The following is a 16,529-nucleotide window of genomic DNA, read 5'->3' as shown; positions in this document are numbered from 1 at the left end:
CCCACATAGGCCGCTTCTATCAGTCGTGTCCGCCGAGGTGGGAGCGCAGCCGCCGGTCGAGGGCGTCGCGGACTCCGGCCTCGCGGGCCACGGTCACCAGGGCCTGGGCGAGGACCGGCGTGGGTTCGATGTGGGCAATGACCAGTCCGACCCTGGGCCCGTGTGCGGGGCCCTCCAGCGGCACCACCCGCATGCCGCCGGGTACGCCGAACATGTGCAGCCAGGCGTGGGAGATGACGCTGGACCAACGGCCTCCGGGCAGATGGGCGTAGAGTCCGGCGACGCTGTCCGACTCGATCGCTGGGTCGGCCGTGGCGCCGTCGGCGGCGAAGCAGTCGTCGATGATGCGCCGGTTGCGCATGCGGGAGTTGAGCAGGCACAGGGGCAGCGCGGCGGCCTGGGCCCAGCTGACCCGCTCGGCGTCCGCGAGGGGGCCGCCGAGGGGGGTGAGCAGCATGTACCGCTCCTCGTACAGAGGGAAGCGGCGCACCTGGCGCAGGGTGTCGTCGTCGAGATAGGTCATCGCCGCGTCCAGTTCGAACTCGGCGAGGCCGTGCCTGATCTGCTCGGAGGACAGGGACTGCAGGGTCACTCCGGCACGTGGGTGGCGTTCGCAGAACGGGTTGGTCAGCAGGGACGCGACGGGCAGGGCGGTGGGGACGACGCCTAGGCGCAGGGTGCCGGACAGCCCGCCGCGCAGGACGGACAGCTCCTGTTGCAGGGCGTCACGTTCGGCGAGGATGCGGTGGGCCCACGCCAGGACGACCTCGCCCTCGGGGGTCAGGCCCTCGTAGCGCTGGCCGCGCCGCACGATCGACACGTCCAGCTCGTGTTCGAGGCGGCGGATCGCGGCGGACAGGGAGGGCTGGGAGACGAAGCAGGCGGCTGCCGCACGGGCGAAGTGCCGCTCGCGGGCGAGGGCGACGAGATACTCCAGCTGGCGCAGCAACATGCACGGCCTTCCTGGGCGAGTCGTCCGGTTAGGGTTCGGGGATGCCGTCGTACAGCATTGGCCAGGCCGCGCGCCTGCTGAGGGTAAGTTCGGAGACCGTGCGGCGCTGGGCCGACACGGGACAGCTGCCGATGCGGCGGGACGGCGCGGGCAACCGGATGATCGACGGCGCGGGGTTGGCGCTGTTCGCCAAGGAACGGGCTGCCGATGACGGGCGGGGCGCCTCGGCGGGGCCGCCGACGTCCGTGCGCAACGCCTTGACCGGCATCGTCACGGCCCTGACCGTCGATGACGTCGTCGCCCAGGTGGAAATCCACTCCGGACCTCACCACGTGGTCTCGCTGGTGACCCGGGAGGCAGTCGAGGAACTCGGCCTCGCGGTCGGCGTGACGGTCACCGCGCGGGTGAAGTCGACGGACGTGCACGTCGCCCGCTCGTAGCGGCGGGCGCAACCGGCCCCGTCCGGCAGAGCAAGGCGGCCCACAGGTCGAGGCGGTCGGTCAGGCGGGACAGGTCACGGCCGGTGAGGTGCTCGACGCGCTGGATGCGGTAGTGGACAGTGTTGACGTGCAGGTGCAGGGTCTCGGCCGTGCGGGCCCAGGAGCCGTCGTGGGCGAGGAAAGTCTCCAGCGTCTCCAGCAGCATGGCGGCGGAGCCGTAGCCCGCCTTGGACAGCGGGCCCAGGACTGTGCGGCTGTACGCGGTGCGTACCTCGGCCGGTACGCCGGTCAGCAGGGTGTCGACGCTGGTGAGAGCGGCGGCGTTGGTCAGCCCGGAGGTGCCAGGCGTGGTGGTGCGGGCCGAGGCCAGGGCGTAGCGGGCCCGCGCGAGTGCACCCGGCAGGTCCTCGGTGCTGCCGCTTGTTGAGGCGGCGCCGCCGTGCAGCGGTGCATCCGGCACGCAGGCCGCGACCAGTGGCCACACCTCTGCCACGGCGTCGTGTCCGTCGGCAGGCAGGACGGCGAAGGCGGTGCCGTCGGGGAGGCGTCCCACCGCGGCGGGCCCGGCTTCCGCATAGGCGACGGCCTCCGCCAGGGCTGCCACCGCAAGGCCATCGTCCAGAGCTGTACCAGCATGGACGGCGAACACGTGGTATGGGCGGCCATCGATCAGCAGCCCGCAGGCGCGCCACGCCATCTCCACGACAGTGGTGTCCACGTCGGTCTGGGCGAGTAGCGCGCCGAGTTCATCGGCAAGCCGCCGTTCGCCCGCACGACGGTGGGCCTGTGCCTGCCGACAGCGGGCCAGAACGAGGGTGATCTCGTGCAACAGCCCGGGCGGTACGGCGCCGGCGCTGACCGCTGGCAGGTGCAGGTACCACTGGTCGTACGGCGTGCCGGTGCCGGCCGGGACGAGGAGGGTCGTTCCCGCGTCGCCGTCCGGCAGTGGGGCAGCTTCGTCAAGGGGGAGCGGGGTTGCGCCGGGTGTGGCCGCAACGGTCCGGCCAGCGGCCGTGACGACGTAGGCGGTGACGTCGCCGAAGTGGGCAAGGACCGTGGTGAGCACCGTCCGCGGGGAGGCGTCCTGTGCGATCAGCCGGTTGAGGCGATCCCGCAGGTGTTCGGGCAGGATGTGGTGGCGGGCCAGTTCGCCCCACTGCCTCATGTAGACGGTTTCCGTGATCGTGCGGAACATGAGGTGCGCGGGCACCGCCGCCACAGGCACGCCATGCCGCGCGCACGCCTCCACCAGCGCCTCGGGTACCGCGCCGCGCGCCTCCTCGCCCGCCAGCAGCACCGCCACATCGGCGTCCTTGAGCGCCCCGACGAACTGCTCCGCCGCCTCGTCCCCGCCTCCGTCCCCCGCGGGCCACCAGACGAGCCCGCTGAGCACGGCCTCCCCCGGCCGCACGAAACGGGCGGGGTCTTCGAGATCGGTCACTGTCACCCCGCGGATCTCCCGCCCCAGCAACGAGGGAGCGGCCCACAGCAGACGCAGACCGAGGCACTCGTCCTGCAACAGGTGTCCGACGCGCATGTGCTGGAACTCCTTAGCCAAATGCCGGGTGGCGGGGCGGCCACCCGGCATCTCACATCCACGAGGTGTATGCGAGTAACTGCATGGTAGATGCAAGATCGGATGAGCGATACGCCTTTTGGTTGATCCTCCAGATAGCGACCCGGGAAAACCGCCGTTTCCGTATTGTGAACCAGTCGTCAGGGCCCGGTATGGGTTGATTCACTGGCGGTCATGGACCTGAACACGGTGGTGGAGGTGCGTGACGCCCAGGCCCCTGCGCCCTGGCGGCCGGGCGACGCCTGGCTGGGCGGCGGCACGTATCTGTTCTCCGAGCCGCAGCCGCACCTGCGGCGCCTGGTGGATCTGAGCCGCACCGGCTGGACCCCGGTCGAGACGCTTCCGGACGGATCGCTGGAGATCGCCGCCACCTGCACCATCGCCCAGCTGTCCCGCTTCGCGAAGGGCTTCGACGCCGAGGCCGCCCCGCTGTTCGAGCAGTGCTGCCGGGCCTTCCTCGCCTCCTTCAAGATCTGGAACATGGCCACCGTCGGCGGCAACCTCTGCAACGCCCTCCCGGCAGGCCCGATGATCTCGCTCACGGCCGCCCTGGACGGCAAGTGCCTGCTGCGCGCCCAGGACGGCGTACGGCGCCGGGTGAAGGTCGCCGACTTCGTCACCGGCGCGGGCCGCAAGGACCTCGCCGAGGGCGAGCTGCTGCGCTCCGTCACCCTGCCCGCCCGGGCGCTGTCGAGCCGTACGGCGTTCCGGCAGGCATCGCTGTACGGGCTCGGCCGCTCCGGCGTCCTGGTCATTGGCGCGCTGGACCCCGTCGACGGCTCGCTCGCGATCACAGTCACCGCCTCGACGGTCCGCCCGGTCCGGCTGTGCTTCCCACGGCCGCCGAGCGCGGACGGCCTGCGTACGGCGATCGGCTCCGCGGTCGCCGAGCACGAGTGGTTCGACGACATCCACGGGCTGCCCGAGTGGCGGCGCCACATGACATACCGCTACGCGGAGGAGATCCGCCAGGAGGTGACCCGGTGAGGGTCGAGGTCAACGGACGCCAGCACGAGGAGGAGCCGCGCCCCGGCCAGTGTCTGCGCACCTACCTGCGCGAACACGGCTGGTTCGGCGTGAAGAAGGGCTGCGACGCCGGGGACTGCGGCGCCTGCACAGTCCATGTGGACGGCGAGCCCGTGCACAGCTGCCTCTACCCGGCCTTCCGGGCCGACGGCCGCACCGTCACCACAGTCGAGGGCCTGGCATCGAAGGACGGCGAACTCCACCCCGTACAGCGGAAGTTCCTCGACGCGCAGGGCTTCCAGTGCGGGTTCTGCACGGCCGGGTTCCTGATGACCACGGCAAAGCTCGACGAGGACCAACTCGCCGATCTGCCGCGGGCGTTCAAGGGCAACCTGTGCCGCTGCACCGGCTACCGGGCGATCGAGGAGGCGGTACGCGGCCTTTGCCACGTTGAGGCGCCCGGCGCCGGCGAATCTGTCGGACGCAACCTGCCCGCCCCGGCCGGACCCCAGGTCGTCACCGGCACCGCCCGCTACACCTTCGACATCGACGTCCCCGGCCTGCTCCACATGAAGCTGTTGCGCTCCCCGCACGCACACGCCCGCATCACCGCGATCGACACCACGGCCGCTCTCCAGGTGCCGGGCGTGCACGCCGTGTTCACCCATCTCGACGCCCCCGAACGACACTTCTCCACCGCCCGCCACGAACACCCGACGGAGGACCCGGACGACACCCGCGTGCTCGACGACACCGTGCGCTACATCGGGCAGCGCGTGGCGGCGGTCGTCGCGGACAGCGAGGCGGCGGCCGAGGAGGGCTGCCGGCGGATCGAGGTGTCGTACGTCGTCCTGCCCGCCGTACTCGACCCGGAGGCGGCGATGCGGCCTGGCGCCCCAATCGTGCACGACAAGGACCCGGTGACGGCCCGGATCTCCCGCCCGCGGGACAATGTGGTGGGCGAGGCGCACGGCGAGGTCGGTGACGTGAAGACGGGGTTCGCCGAAGCGGACGCCGTGTACGAGGAGACCTTCCGGACACAGCGCGTCCAGCACGCCAGCCTGGAGACGCACGGTGCGGTGGCCTGGCTCGACGAGGACGGGCGGTTGGTGGTCCGCTCCAGCACCCAGACGCCGTTTCTGACCCGCCGCGCCCTGTGCGCCCTCTACGACCTGCCCGAGGACAAGGTGCGCGTGGTCGCGGGCCGGGTCGGCGGCGGGTTCGGCGGCAAGCAGGAGATGCTCGTCGAGGACATCGTGGCGCTGGCCGTGCTGCGGCTGCGGCGGCCGGTGAAGCTGGAGTACACGCGCGCCGAGCAGTTCTACGGCGCCACCACCCGCCACCCGTTCACCATCCACGTGAAGCTCGGCGCACGGCGGGACGGCACCCTGACCGCGCTCCAGCTGCGAGTGGTGTCCAATACTGGGGCGTACGGCAATCACGGCCCCGCCGTGATGTTCCACAGCGTCGGCGAGTCGACGGCCATCTACCGCGCCCCGCACAAGAAGGTCGACGCCTACTCCGTCTACACCCACACCGTCCCCGCGGGCGCCTTCCGGGGCTATGGCCTCGGCCAGGTGATGTTCGCGATGGAGTCGGCGCTCGACGAGCTCGCCCGCCGACTCGACCTGGACCCTCTGGAGTTCAAGGCCATGAACATCATCGGCCCTGGCGAGCCCATGGTCACCCCCGGCGGCCATGAGGAGGATCTGCACATCGCAAGCTACGGCCTCGACCAGTGCCTGGAGATCGTCCGCCGGGCGCAGGCGGAACCGGCGGAGGAAGCCCCCGAGGGCTGGCTGGTCGGCGAGGGGGCCGCGCTGGCGATGATCGCGACCGGTCCGCCCGGCGGCCATATCGCCGACGCCAAGGCGACCCTGCTCCCCGACGGGACCTTCGATCTCGCCGTCGGCACGGCCGAGTTCGGCAACGGCACGACCACCGTGCACCGCCAGATCGCGGCAGGCGAACTCGCCACCACCGTCGACAGGATCACCGTCCGCCAGTCCGACACCGACGTCGTGCGCCACGACACCGGCGCCTTCGCCTCCACGGGGGTCGTGGTCGCAGGTAAGGCGACCCTGCGCGCTTCCCGCGCGCTGGCGGATATGCTCCTCGACTTCACCGCCGCCCGCCTGCGCGTCCCGCGCGCCGACTGCCGGCTCGCGGAGGAGGCAGTCCTGCACCCCGGCGGACGCCTCCCGCTCAAGGAGCTGTACGCCACAGCCCGCGACGTCGGCGTCGAGTGCACCGCCGACGGCCACTTCGGCGGCACCCCGCGCTCGGTGGCCTTCAACGCGCAGTGGTTCCGCGTGGCCGTGGACCCCGGCACCGGCGAGATGCGCATCCTGCACAGTGTGCACGCGGCCGACGCGGGCAAGGTCATGAACCCCATGCAGTGCAGGGGCCAGGTCGAGGGAGGCGTCGCCCAGGCACTAGGCGCGACCCTCTTCGAGAACGTCCGCATCGACGAGCGCGGCGAGGTCGAGACGGCCGCCTTCCGCCGCTACCGGCTCCCCCAGTACGCCGACGTCCCCCGCACCGAGGTCCACTTCATGGAGACCACCGACGCAATCGGTCCGCTCGGCGCCAAGTCGATGAGCGAGAGCCCCTTCAACCCGGTCGCCCCCGCCTTCGCCAACGCCCTGCGCGACGCGACCGGCGTCCGCTTCACCGAACTACCCCTCACCCGCGACCGGGTGTGGCTCGGCCTGCGGGATCACAACGTCAGCAACTCCTCGTAGAAGCCGCCGAACTCCCGCTCCAGGTCGATGAGATGGATCTCCAGGATCCAGTGGCAGCGGCGCCCGGCCTTGTCGGTACGGCGCAGCGGGGTGTCGTTGGCGGGGGTGATGTACGACTCCGGGTGCGCGCCGTCGATCGTCTCGTGCGGGAACTCGCCGACCAGGTGGCCGGCATGCCAGCCGCCCAGCTCCCAGCCAGCGTCCTTGGCAAGCCGTTCCACCTCGGCGTACAGCTGTGCGCCGGTGATCTCCGGGTCGGCCTCGAAGAACCGCCTGCCAGCGCCGAAGATCTCGGCCAGGTCGTCCCGGAGCCGGTGCTTGACGGGATCGCCGCCAAGGACGAAGGTCCGGCCGAAGTCGGCCTCGTACTCCTCGAAGATCGGCCCGAAATCGGCGAACACGATGTCGTCGGTGCCGATCGCCCGGTCCGGCGGGTTCTCCCGGTAGGGCTTGAGGGTGTTGGGGCCGGAGCGCACGATCCGCTTGTGCCAGTGCCGGGTCGTACCGAACAGCTCGTTCGCCAGGTCCCGCACGCTGTCGCTGACCTCGCGTTCGCCGCGCCCCGGCGCCACCAGCCCGCGGTCCTCGATCTCCGCGAAGAGCCGTACGGCCTTCGCCTGGGCGTCCAGCAGTCGTGTCGCGCGCGTGGGCTCATCATCGTTTGCCATGAGCGGAACGTACATTTCAGCCCATCATTTGATCAATCGCATGGGAGTGGCCCGGGCGGGTTCAGGCGGAGGTGTGGATCGAGCCGCGGCCCCGGGCGTTGTAGACCACGACGTCCGGGCGTTCGCCGTAGGCCCGCAGGACCTCCACGGCCTCGGCGCGCAGGACGTCGGTGACGATCTCGATGCCGCGCTGGTCGAACTGCTCGATCCAGTCGTCCCGCATGGGGCCTTCGTCGAAGCCGGTCAGGTCCTCGACCTCGGGACCGTGCCCGGCAATGAGCAGTCGCCGCACCCCTGACCACATCGCGGCGCCGTAGCACATCACGCAGGTGCGCCAGTTGACGACGAGTTCCAGCGCGGGGCCGCCGGGGGCACCCAGGTCCCAGGTGCCGTGGCCCGCCTGGGCGAGGGACAGGGCGACGACTTCGGCGTGGGTGGAGGACAGGCCGGAGGCCAGGACCAGGTTGACGCCAGCCGAGCGGAGGCGGCCGGTCTCGGTCTCGACGACGAGGGCGGCGAACGGACCCCCGGTGCCTTCCTGGTAGTTGCGGGCGGCGAGGCGGTTGACGACGCGGACACGGTCCTCGTCGGTGGGCAGGGTGTCGGGGACGTCGGAGAGTTCGGAGGTCACCCAGTCGGGGAGTTGGACGGCGAAGTGGGTGGGCAGGGCAGCGGGCATGGCGGTCCTCACAGGGGCGGCGAGCGGAGACGAGTGGCGGCGGGGTGAGCGCGCGGTGGCGGGCTCAGGCGTCTCGTCGGCCGTGGGCGATGCGCCCGCTGCTCCATGCGCGCTGGCGGGCGCCGCGTCGGAGGTCGGTGCTGTGTACGGGAAACGCGTCCACGGCGACCTCCTCCTCGCTGCTTCGGGGGCTCTTCACCTGCAAGTTCGCCGTCCAGCCTGCCATGGCTGCGTGTCTCGCGGGTTGCGGCGCGGTTTCCCGATGATCACCAGGCTGCGGTAATGGTGTGGCCTTCGCGTCAGGAGATGAGATGGATGAGAGGTGCCGGTTGTCCGGGCTGCCAGTCCGGCCCTACGGCGGCCAGGGCGTCCGCGAGGGCGGCGCCTTGCAGGAAGGCGGGGCGGTGGCCGCCGACGGGGTGGGCGGTGCTGCCGTCCCAGGACACCGGGATCAGGCGGGTGCGCCCGGGGGCGGTACGGATGTCGCCGGTGAGCGGGATGCGGGGCAGTGTAGGCAGGGAGCGGCCGGTGAGGCCGGCCAGGAGCGGGGTGAGCAGGGTGTGGGCGGCGACCAGCGCGGCGTACGGGTTGCCGGGCAGGCCAACAACCCAGTGCCCGTCCGGGAGCTGAGCCAGGAGTTGGGGGTGGCCTGGGCGGCAGGCGACCGCGTCGACCACCCAGCGGGCGTCCGCGTCGGCCAGCAGCATCCGCAGCTGGTCGGTGGCGCCGACTGAGGTGGAGCCGGTCACCACGGTCACCTCCGCGCCGTCGTACGGCAGTGCATGGACGGCCGTGGCCAGGGACCCGGCGGGCCGGTCCGGCACGTGGTGGAGGTCGGTGGTCTCGCCGCCCATGGCCTGGACGAGGGGCGGCAGGAGCGGGCCGAGGGCGTCGCGCACCTGGCCAGGTGCGGGGCGGCCGGTGTGGGTGAGCTCGTCGCCGGTGACCAGGATCCGGACGCGAGGGCGCTGCCGTACCGGAAGGGTGTCGTGGCCGGTCGCGGCGGCCAGGCCGAGCAGGGCGGGGCCGATGCGGGTGCCCGCCGGGGCGAGGGGCGCGCCGGCCGGGGCGTCTTCTCCGGTGCGGCGGATGTGCTTGCCGTCAGTCGGGGTGGGGCCGTGGACGCGTGCGCCGGTTCGTTCGGTCAGCTCCACCGGAACGACGGCCCGCGCGCCCGCCGGAACGAGTGCGCCCGTGGAGATCTCGACGGCCTCTCCCTCTCCCAGCGGCCGTGCCGTCCGTCCGCCGCCGGCCCGGATGGTGCCCCGTACCTGCCACGGGCCGGCGCCGGGGCCGACCGCGTAGCCGTCCATGGCGGCGGTGTCGAAACCCGGCATCGGCTGCGAGGTGCGCAGTACCTCGGCCAGGGTCAGACCCGCCGCGCTGGCGAGCGGTACGTGCCGGGTGGGCAGCGGGGCCGATGCCGCGTGGGCGCGTTCGCGTGCGCTCGGCCACGGCAGGTCACGGCAGGAGGCGAGCGGGGCGGCAACGGCGGCGAGGACGGTCATGGCGACCACCGTGGCGCCGCCGTTTTACCGTCCACCGCACGCTGCGTTGCCGCCATGACACGGGGCGTTCACGTCTACCCCGGCCCGGACGTGAGGTCCACGGGCACAAGGGCTTGCCGCGGTGCGGCACCACAAGTTCAGCCAGCGCGCACCGCCCGCGCCAGGAAGTGGTGTGAGGCGTCCTCGTAGGAGGCCAGATCCCACCCGGTCGCCCGCAGCACCGGCCGCAGGTTCTGCTCAGCGAGCAGGTCAGCGGGGTCGAGCGGGTGGCCGTGGCGGGCAGCGCGCTCTGCGCGGCCGGAAGGGTGGAAGAGCAACAGGACCCCGCCTGGGGCGGTCACGCGCGCCCAATCGGTCAGGGCGGCGGCAGAGTCGGGAACGTGATCGACCAGACCCGCGCTGAAGATCCCGTCCAACGCCCCTGTCGGCAACGGAAGCCGACAGGCGTCGGCCAGCAGCAGACCGCCGCGCCCCTCGCGCCGGGCGGCCGTGAGCATCGCCGGGGTGAGATCCACTCCGAGGACGACACCCTCTGCACCGACCTGCGCGCGCAGCGCGGGCAGCGCCCTGCCGCTGCCGCAACCCACGTCCAGGACCCGCCCGCCGGACCGCAGGTCCATCCGGGCGACGGCCGCCGCATATCGGGGTCCGTCGTCGGCAAACCGCTCCTCCCAGCCGGCCGCTCGCCGCGTGAAAAAGGCCCGGGTCGCCGTATGCCCGGCGCGGGCCGCGACGAAGGCCGCGAACCGCTCGAACACGCCGTCGCGGTGCCGGGCCAGCACTGCCAGCTCCACCGGCGCCGACTCCACCAGACCGGGCGCGGCAGCGGCCTCCTCCGGGAAAGCGGCGGCGAACGCCCCGACCGCCGCCTCGTCCACCTCCAGATGGAACTGCATCCCCCACGCCGAAGCGCCAACCCGGAACGCTTGCGCCTCGTAGCGGTCGCAGGACGCCAGCAGCCTCGCCCCGGGCGGCAGATCCATCGTGTCGCTGTGCCAGTGCAGCACCCGAAGCTGCTCCGGCACGGGCGCGAACAGCAGGTCGTCGTGCGCGGTACCGGTCATCCGTACGCCGCTCCAGCCGACCTGCGCTCCGTTGCCGGGCCTCGCCGCACCGCCCGCCGCGACCGCCAGCAGCTGCGCGCCCAGGCACACGCCGAGCACCGGCACCTCCGCCTCCAGCGCGGCCCGCAGCAGCGCCAGTTCCGCCGTGCGGCTGGGGAAGTCGTCGTAGGCGGCCATCGGCCCGCCCATCACCACCAGGGCCACGATGTCGTCCACCGTGTCCGGCACCGGATCGCCCGCCCAGGTCCGGGACACCCGCAACGGCAGTCCGGCCTTCTCCAGCGCGTCGCCGATGGCGTACGGCCCCTCCTGCGGTGCGTGCTCCACGATCTGGATCACCGGCCACCACCTCCCGCACGACCGTACCCGGACGACGGCTGCGAACAAACGCAGATACCAGACCACACGTCGCATCACCCCCTCATGCGCTATCTCACATTCCGCTTCGTCATAGCAGATGCGGCAGCCGAGACACCCGAGATCGAGTCCCGGTGCCCCGGTGCGCGGAATCGCGGCTTCTCTGATCTGCCACGGAAGGCAGACTCCCAGCTGGCGGATGCGACGCGGCTGGAATCGGGCTTCGCCAAGCGGACTAGCTTGTCCGTTATGAGCCTGAGCATCCGCAACCAGATCCCCGGCACGGTCAGCGACGTAGCCACCGGCGGGGCGATGGCCACGGTCAAGGTCACGGCCGACAGAATCAGCTCCACCGAACTCACCGCGGCCATCACCAAGGACGCCGTCACCGATCTCGGCCTGACGGCTGATTCGCCAGTCGTGGCGTTGGTCAAGTCGACCGAGGTGTCCCTAGCGACCGCATGACCTCTGGCTGAAGCCGACGTCACGCGGTGATCGGCGCGGCACCCTCGCACAGAGCCCGGGCCCCTCGCCGGTCCCGCCGCGACTCACCGTGATTCGCCCCGGCCACGGCCTCACGAGGAGTGAACGCTTACCCTGCACGGGAAAGTAGGCCCACAGCATGAGATGAAGAAAGCGGGCGCGGACCGTGGCCGATGAGCGTTCCCCCGGGCTCGGGGCTCCCGACCGGATTCCTCCCGGACAGCGCCTTGTGCACGGATGGCCCGTCTCCCACTACGGCCCTGTCCCCCGCTTCCGCCCCGAACGCTGGAACCTGCGCGTCTTCGGCGCCACCGCCTCCGGCAACACCCACGAGTGGACCTTCGACGACCTCGCCGCGCTCCCCCGCGCCACCGTCGTCGCCGACCTGCACTGCGCGAGCGGCCCCACCTCCACCGACCACGAGTGGTACGGCATCCCCGCCACCACCATCCTGGACCTGGCCCCGCCAGCCACCAGGGTCACCCACGTCATGGCCTGGGCAGAGTACGGCTACTCCGCCAACCTCCGCCTCGCCGACTTCACCTCACCCCACGCCCTCATGGCCACCCACCACAACGGCGAACCCCTCACCGCCGAACACGGCTTCCCGCTCCGCCTGGTCGTCCCCCACCTCTTCGGCTACAAGGGCCCCAAGTGGCTGCGCGGCATCGAGTACATGACCGCCGACCGGCGCGGCTTCTGGGAGGAGCGCGGCTACCACAACCTCGCCGACCCCTGGCAGCAGCAGCGCTACTCCTACCAGGAGGACGAGAGCAACGGCCCGGAACAGGCCGGCTGACAGCGCTCGTCGACCACGGCCGACGCCGCGATCGCAGGTCGGCCCCATAAGGTCGGCGGCATGACGGCACCCCTTACCGGCAGTGCATTCGACTCGCTTCACCTCGACGCTATGCACGACCGGGAAGCACTTCGCCAGGTGTACGGACTCGCCAGCGCCGCGGCCGTGCGCAAGCAGATGACCGACCTCACCCAGCAGACCCGGCAGTTGATCGGCTGCTCGTTGCTGGTCCTGATCGCCAGCGCGGACGCCGAGGGCCGTTGTGACGTCTCCCCGCGCAGTGGTCCCCCCGAGTTCGACGCCGTCCTCGACGCGCGGACAGTGGCGACACCGGACGCGACGGGCAACAAGCGTCTGGACACCCTGCAGAACGTCATAGCCAACGGACAGGCCGGACTGCTCTTCGTCATCCCGGGGCGCACCACTACCCTCAGGGTCAACGGCCGGGCCTGCGTCTCCACCCACCCGGAGCTGCTGTCGCAGCTGACCGCCGTGGGCAAGCCACTGGCCAGCGCGCTGGTGGTGGGTATTGAAGAGATCTACCCGCGCTGCCCCAAGGCGCTCCTGCGCAGCGCGGCCTGGCAGCCGGAGCAGTGGCTCCCGGCGGACGCCCAGCCGACCTCGGCCGAGGTGCCCCTGGCCCAGCTGCGCCTGCCGGAGCTGACGATCGCCGACAACGAGCGGGCGGAGGCGGAAACGCTGAAGTACCGGTACGAGTAAGAGGTCCACCTGCGCTTGCCGAACCACCAGGCCAGCACGCGACAAGATCACTCACGGGGCAGGACCTCACCCCTCGCCAACTCACCCGCATCACTCCGGCGCAACCATTCGCACTCGCACGAGAGGCACCAGAAACCGATGACCGCGGCACAGCCAAGCCACCAAAGCCCTTACGTACGTCGCCCTCGCGATGTCACGCTGTTCGCGGCTGGAGTTCAGCTGACGGGCACGAGCGGTACTGACATCTCGGCTCCGCTGGTGCCGGAACCCTGCACCTGCCACCGCCCGCCGCCGATCGGCACAGAGCGCTCCCGCATCTCCTCGGCAACACCAACGGGCCACGCCGTGTGCACAGACCAAACCGTGCCTACGATCATTGCGTCGCTCAGGTCCGTGTCGTGCAGGTCCGCGTCGCTCAGGTTCGCGCCGCTCAGGTGCGCGCCGCTCAGGTTCGCGCCGCTCAGGTTCGCGCCGTTCAGATGCGCACGGTTCAGATGCGCGCCGTTCAGGTTCGCGCCGCTCAGGTCCGTGCCGATCAGGTACGCGCCACGCAAGTACGCGCCGCTCAGGTCCGCGCCGTGCAGGTCCGCGCCGAACAGGTCCGCGCCGCTCAGGTCCGCGCCGCTCAGGTTCGCGCCGCTCAGGTCCGCGCGGTTCAGGTCCGCGCGGCTCAGGTTCAGCGTTCCTTGTTGAGACGTATTCGGGTAAAGCTGTGCGGCTGGTGGCACGGCTGTCTGAGGGAGGCTGTCTGCGGAATCGGCAATGGCTTCTGCCGTGTTCTCGATTCCCTCGGGTGAGGCGTCGGGGCAGGCGAGGTAGAGCAGTCCGCGTAGGCGGGCTGCGTGTGCGTCGCGCTCGTGTTCGGCGTCCGTCACCACGCCTCCAGGGTAGGCCGGGAGTTCACTGTGGACTCCGGTAAGGCATGGCGCAGATCGGGCAGCGGAAGTCAGGACGGTTGTTGACCGCGAGCAGCAAGGCGAGGGCTTCTTGCTCCGCGCGACGCACGATGCCATTCCTGTCGGGCTGCTCGGGGATCGCGGCGCCCATGATGACCTCGGTCAGTTGGATGAAGTGCTTCTCTGCGGTCTTCCAGTCCGGCTCCGGCTCGGTTCCTGAAGCTGACGTTCCGGCGCTTGGGTGGCGGGCGGCGAAGGCCCGGATGGCGGCCTTCAGGTCGTCGCTGCCCCGGTCGTACGCGTCGTGGAGGGTGATCACGGGCCGCTCCCGGGGGAGCCGGGCGGGGGGCCGGGGTGTTCGGCGAGGCGGCGTAGTTCGGCCAGGACGTCGCAGAGCTGGCGGGCGTGGTGGGCCTGGATCTGTTCGGTGATGACGTAGCCGGCGGCTGCGCCGATGACGGCCGGGACGACCGCCCACCCTGCGAGGGACAGGGGCCAGGCGCACCAGGGGGCGGGGACGGTGTCGTCGGCGGGTGAGGTGATGCCGGTCATGACCTCGTAGGCCGGTGTCCAGCCGTTCAGGACGACGTTGAGGACGTAGAGCAGCAGGCAGATGCCGATGACGGTGGCGCCGCGGCTGATGAGCCAGAACCCGAAGCGGGGCAGGGCGTGGCGGTCGGCCCACCAGGCTCGCGCGCGCTGGCGCCGGTTCGGGGGCGGGGGCCCTCCGGGCGGCGGCTGCGGCGGTGCGGACACACGATCACGGTAGGGGATGAATCACCCTTACGGCAGGTGAACGGGCGCCTCCGCAGGGGAACTTGGTGTGCCCGCTTCCGCCGCGGTGCCGGTCTGCGCTGGCGGCTACCTCGTGCCGTCCGCTCCGGCGGACTGAGGGGCAGTCGTCTCCGTTTGCGGCCGGAAGCCCGCACGGGGACGTGCGTGCGGGCCTCCGGCGGGCCGCCCCCGCCGACGAGGGCGGCGCTCCCCCGCGCGACTGTTCCAGCTCCTGGACCATGCGCTTGATCCCTTGCCGAAAACGGTGGCGGCGGTGGCGACTTCTTTGCCCGCCCATGGCTGTACCCGGACGGTGAACGGCCGGGGCCGGAAAGTGCCGGCCGTGTGGTGCGGGCGGCTGTGGCGGTGCGTATTGTGGTCCCGGCCCGGCCCGTGTCAAGGGGTGGGTGGTGTGCCGGGAAGCCTGGTCGGCGACGTATCTGTCGCGCCCGGAAGGCTTGCCGTGCAGCTCAGACCCCTCTCACGCCAGCGTGGCCGCACCGTTGTCCGGCTGCGGGGAGAGCTGACGTCCCGCAGAGCACCCCGGGTTCGCAGAAGGCTGCTGCGGGCGTTTGCCCGGGCTCCCGGCGTCGTGGAGGTCGACCTCGGCAAGGTCACCTGCCTCGCCCCGGAGACCAGCGCGCTGCTGCTCGCCGCCGCGGCCACCGCGCGCCGTCGTGGTGTCTCCTTCCTCATCACCGGTGCCTCGCCCCGTGTCCTGCGGGTGCTGGAGGAACTGGGTATGCAGCGTCTTGCCGACGCGCCCCTTCGCCCCCTTCCGTGACGTTCGAAGAGACAAGAGCCTGACGATGCCGACTCCGACCGGTCCCTCCTCCGTGCCCTCGCCCACCCCGCAGGAGCGTGCGGTCCGGGAAGTCCTCACCCGCTTCGACGTCTACGCCCGGATCCGGGCGGCGCGGGCCGGCGTCCTGTCTTCCTCCCGTGTCGGCCCGCGGGAGGAAGAACGCGCCTTCGACGAGCTGCAACAGGCGGTCGTCGACCTCCGCGCCCTCATCGGGGCGCGGTAGGGGACAGAGCGCGGCCGGCCCTCCCGTGGGGAGGACCGGGAGGCCCGTGCCGCGACTGTTCCAACTTGATCCCTTGTTGAAAGCAGTGGGTCCGTGTCAGGTGGTGGGAGGGGCGCCGGGGGTGTGGCCGAAGGTGCGGCGGAAGACGCTGATGAAGGTGCTGGGAGATGACCAGCCGCAGCGCAGGGCGACCACGGTGACGGGGGTGTCGTTGGCCAGGAGGACCAGGGCGTGGTGGAGCCTGATCTGGGTGCGCCACTGCGGGTAGGTGAGGCCGAGGTCGGTGCGCAGGTGGCGGGAGAGGGTGCGGGAGCTGGCGCCGAGCTGCCTGCCGAGTTCGTCCAGGGGGCGGTTGTCGGCCGGGTCGGCGCGCAGGATGTCGTGCAGGTCTTGCAGCAGGGGGACGGTGGGGACGGGCAGGTGCAGCGGCTGCTCGGGGGCGGCTTTGAGCTGGTCGAGCATGACGGTGCGCAGGCGCCGGCGGGCGGGGCCGTCGTCCTGGGGTGTCTGTGTGTAGGCGACGATGAGTTCGCGCAGGAGGGGGCTGACGGCCAGGACGGCCGGTGTGGCGAGGTTGAGGGGGTTTTCGGCTGCGGGCAGTCCCACGAGGTGGAGGTCGAGTTCGCCGTGGGCCTGGTGCTGGTGGACGGTGCCTGCCGGGACCCACAGGGCGCGGGTGGCGGGGGCGACCCACGAGCCGGCGTCGGTGGTGATCGCGATGGTGCCGCGGCTGGCGTAGATGATCTGGTGGCCGTCGTGGCGGTGGGCATCGATCTCGCCGCCCGACGGCAGATGCTGGGTGCGGGTCGGTGCAACGGACTCGTGGCGGATTTTCTGCATTACTTGGCATTCTATCGAAAGCGCGACGCACCTCC

General features: G+C 71.5%; 17 protein-coding genes and 1 pseudogene. 8 read left to right on the top strand and 10 right to left on the bottom strand.

What is annotated here, in order from left to right; all coding sequences use genetic code 11:
* Positions 1 to 19: 19 nt before the first annotated feature.
* A complete protein-coding gene (locus ACIPSE_RS43790; protein ID WP_401674992.1) occupies positions 20 to 952 on the bottom strand; it encodes a LysR family transcriptional regulator in 933 nt (310 codons plus the stop codon).
* Between the two features lie 41 nt (positions 953 to 993).
* Between ACIPSE_RS43790 and ACIPSE_RS43785 the strand changes: the two genes are divergently transcribed.
* Positions 994 to 1,392 carry a molybdopterin-binding protein gene (locus tag ACIPSE_RS43785; protein WP_401674990.1) on the top strand — a complete coding sequence of 133 codons (399 nt, stop codon included), beginning with the start codon at positions 994 to 996 and terminating at the stop codon, positions 1,390 to 1,392.
* On the opposite strand, the gene ACIPSE_RS43780 is transcribed toward ACIPSE_RS43785, so the two are convergent.
* Positions 1,346 to 2,929, bottom strand: a complete 1,584-nt coding sequence (locus ACIPSE_RS43780; RefSeq protein ID WP_401674988.1) for a PucR family transcriptional regulator — start codon at positions 2,927 to 2,929, stop codon at positions 1,346 to 1,348. The two genes, ACIPSE_RS43785 and ACIPSE_RS43780, sit on opposite strands and share 47 nt — an antisense overlap.
* Before the next feature lie 213 nt (positions 2,930 to 3,142).
* Between ACIPSE_RS43780 and ACIPSE_RS43775 the strand changes: the two genes are divergently transcribed.
* Both ACIPSE_RS43775 and ACIPSE_RS43770 read left to right on the top strand, forming a co-directional pair.
* Positions 3,143 to 3,955 carry an FAD binding domain-containing protein gene (locus tag ACIPSE_RS43775; protein ID WP_401674985.1) on the top strand — a complete coding sequence of 271 codons (813 nt, stop codon included), beginning with the start codon at positions 3,143 to 3,145 and terminating at the stop codon, positions 3,953 to 3,955.
* Entirely contained in the window at positions 3,952 to 6,678 is a 2,727-nt protein-coding gene (locus ACIPSE_RS43770; protein WP_401674984.1) for a molybdopterin-dependent oxidoreductase, read from the top strand. Before ACIPSE_RS43775 ends, ACIPSE_RS43770 begins: the two co-directional genes overlap by 4 nt.
* Here the strand turns inward: ACIPSE_RS43770 and ACIPSE_RS43765 are convergent.
* From ACIPSE_RS43765 to ACIPSE_RS43750, 4 genes are all read right to left on the bottom strand, one after another.
* Positions 6,654 to 7,346, bottom strand: coding sequence for a M24 family metallopeptidase (locus ACIPSE_RS43765; RefSeq protein ID WP_401674981.1), 693 nt, complete (start codon positions 7,344 to 7,346; stop codon positions 6,654 to 6,656). The genes ACIPSE_RS43770 and ACIPSE_RS43765 overlap by 25 nt on opposite strands.
* A gap of 61 nt (positions 7,347 to 7,407) precedes the next feature.
* Positions 7,408 to 8,025 (bottom strand): nucleoside deaminase, encoded by a 618-nt coding sequence (locus ACIPSE_RS43760; protein ID WP_401674979.1) that lies wholly within the window; start codon positions 8,023 to 8,025, stop codon positions 7,408 to 7,410.
* A gap of 299 nt (positions 8,026 to 8,324) precedes the next feature.
* Positions 8,325 to 9,533, bottom strand: coding sequence for a molybdopterin molybdotransferase MoeA (locus tag ACIPSE_RS43755; protein WP_401674976.1), 1,209 nt, complete (start codon positions 9,531 to 9,533; stop codon positions 8,325 to 8,327).
* A gap of 137 nt (positions 9,534 to 9,670) precedes the next feature.
* A complete protein-coding gene (locus tag ACIPSE_RS43750) occupies positions 9,671 to 10,936 on the bottom strand; it encodes a methyltransferase domain-containing protein (protein WP_401674973.1) in 1,266 nt (421 codons plus the stop codon).
* Positions 10,937 to 11,200: 264 nt separating this feature from the next.
* Here ACIPSE_RS43750 and ACIPSE_RS43745 point away from each other — a divergent pair.
* The 3 genes and pseudogenes from ACIPSE_RS43745 to ACIPSE_RS43735 all read left to right on the top strand — a co-directional run.
* Positions 11,201 to 11,419 (top strand): annotated as a pseudogene (locus ACIPSE_RS43745) (molybdopterin-binding protein); the annotation flags it as partial.
* A gap of 184 nt (positions 11,420 to 11,603) precedes the next feature.
* Entirely contained in the window at positions 11,604 to 12,236 is a 633-nt protein-coding gene (locus ACIPSE_RS43740) for a molybdopterin-dependent oxidoreductase (protein ID WP_401674970.1), read from the top strand.
* 60 nt (positions 12,237 to 12,296) lie between these two features.
* Positions 12,297 to 12,956 carry an MSMEG_1061 family FMN-dependent PPOX-type flavoprotein gene (locus ACIPSE_RS43735; RefSeq protein WP_401674968.1) on the top strand — a complete coding sequence of 220 codons (660 nt, stop codon included), beginning with the start codon at positions 12,297 to 12,299 and terminating at the stop codon, positions 12,954 to 12,956.
* A gap of 215 nt (positions 12,957 to 13,171) precedes the next feature.
* Here ACIPSE_RS43735 and ACIPSE_RS43730 read toward each other — a convergent pair whose 3' ends face one another.
* The 3 genes from ACIPSE_RS43730 to ACIPSE_RS43720 are packed head-to-tail and all read right to left on the bottom strand — an operon-like array spanning position 13,172 to position 14,608.
* Complete coding sequence (locus ACIPSE_RS43730) at positions 13,172 to 13,834, bottom strand: pentapeptide repeat-containing protein (RefSeq protein WP_401674965.1); 663 nt, start codon at positions 13,832 to 13,834, stop codon at positions 13,172 to 13,174.
* Between the two features lie 22 nt (positions 13,835 to 13,856).
* On the bottom strand, positions 13,857 to 14,171 hold the full coding sequence (locus ACIPSE_RS43725; protein ID WP_401674963.1) for a hypothetical protein: 315 nt from the start codon (positions 14,169 to 14,171) through the stop codon (positions 13,857 to 13,859).
* The gene (locus ACIPSE_RS43720; RefSeq protein WP_401674961.1) at positions 14,168 to 14,608 is read right to left on the bottom strand and encodes a DUF6313 family protein; all 441 of its coding nucleotides are present in this window, start codon (positions 14,606 to 14,608) and stop codon (positions 14,168 to 14,170) included. The genes ACIPSE_RS43725 and ACIPSE_RS43720 overlap by 4 nt, the downstream gene beginning before the upstream one ends.
* Before the next feature lie 481 nt (positions 14,609 to 15,089).
* Between ACIPSE_RS43720 and ACIPSE_RS43715 the strand changes: the two genes are divergently transcribed.
* Positions 15,090 to 15,410, top strand: coding sequence for an STAS domain-containing protein (locus ACIPSE_RS43715; RefSeq protein WP_401674958.1), 321 nt, complete (start codon positions 15,090 to 15,092; stop codon positions 15,408 to 15,410).
* A gap of 25 nt (positions 15,411 to 15,435) precedes the next feature.
* Positions 15,436 to 15,654 (top strand): hypothetical protein, encoded by a 219-nt coding sequence (locus tag ACIPSE_RS43710; RefSeq protein WP_401674956.1) that lies wholly within the window; start codon positions 15,436 to 15,438, stop codon positions 15,652 to 15,654.
* Positions 15,655 to 15,750: 96 nt separating this feature from the next.
* Here ACIPSE_RS43710 and ACIPSE_RS43705 read toward each other — a convergent pair whose 3' ends face one another.
* A complete protein-coding gene (locus tag ACIPSE_RS43705; RefSeq protein ID WP_401674953.1) occupies positions 15,751 to 16,494 on the bottom strand; it encodes an AraC family transcriptional regulator in 744 nt (247 codons plus the stop codon).
* Between the last annotated feature and the right edge of the window lie 35 nt (positions 16,495 to 16,529).

This window comes from Streptomyces sp. NPDC090106 (assembly GCF_044747265.1).
Lineage (GTDB): Bacteria > Actinomycetota > Actinomycetes > Streptomycetales > Streptomycetaceae > Streptomyces.
Note: the sequence above shows the minus strand (reverse complement) of the source record. Positions and strands in the feature narration are given on the sequence as shown.

Bases quoted from the DNA above. Each gene is read 5' to 3' on its own strand.
- ACIPSE_RS43790 (WP_401674992.1), bottom strand. From the start codon at position 952: ATGTTGCTGCGCCAGCTGGAGTATCTCGTCGCCCTCGCCCGCGAGCGG.
- ACIPSE_RS43785 (WP_401674990.1), top strand. From the start codon at position 994: ATGCCGTCGTACAGCATTGGCCAGGCCGCGCGCCTGCTGAGGGTAAGT.
- ACIPSE_RS43780 (WP_401674988.1), bottom strand. From the start codon at position 2,929: ATGCGCGTCGGACACCTGTTGCAGGACGAGTGCCTCGGTCTGCGTCTG.
- ACIPSE_RS43775 (WP_401674985.1), top strand. From the start codon at position 3,143: ATGGACCTGAACACGGTGGTGGAGGTGCGTGACGCCCAGGCCCCTGCG.
- ACIPSE_RS43765 (WP_401674981.1), bottom strand. From the start codon at position 7,346: ATGGCAAACGATGATGAGCCCACGCGCGCGACACGACTGCTGGACGCC.
- ACIPSE_RS43760 (WP_401674979.1), bottom strand. From the start codon at position 8,025: ATGCCCGCTGCCCTGCCCACCCACTTCGCCGTCCAACTCCCCGACTGG.
- ACIPSE_RS43755 (WP_401674976.1), bottom strand. From the start codon at position 9,533: ATGACCGTCCTCGCCGCCGTTGCCGCCCCGCTCGCCTCCTGCCGTGAC.
- ACIPSE_RS43735 (WP_401674968.1), top strand. From the start codon at position 12,297: ATGACGGCACCCCTTACCGGCAGTGCATTCGACTCGCTTCACCTCGAC.
- ACIPSE_RS43710 (WP_401674956.1), top strand. From the start codon at position 15,436: ATGCCGACTCCGACCGGTCCCTCCTCCGTGCCCTCGCCCACCCCGCAG.
- ACIPSE_RS43705 (WP_401674953.1), bottom strand. From the start codon at position 16,494: ATGCAGAAAATCCGCCACGAGTCCGTTGCACCGACCCGCACCCAGCAT.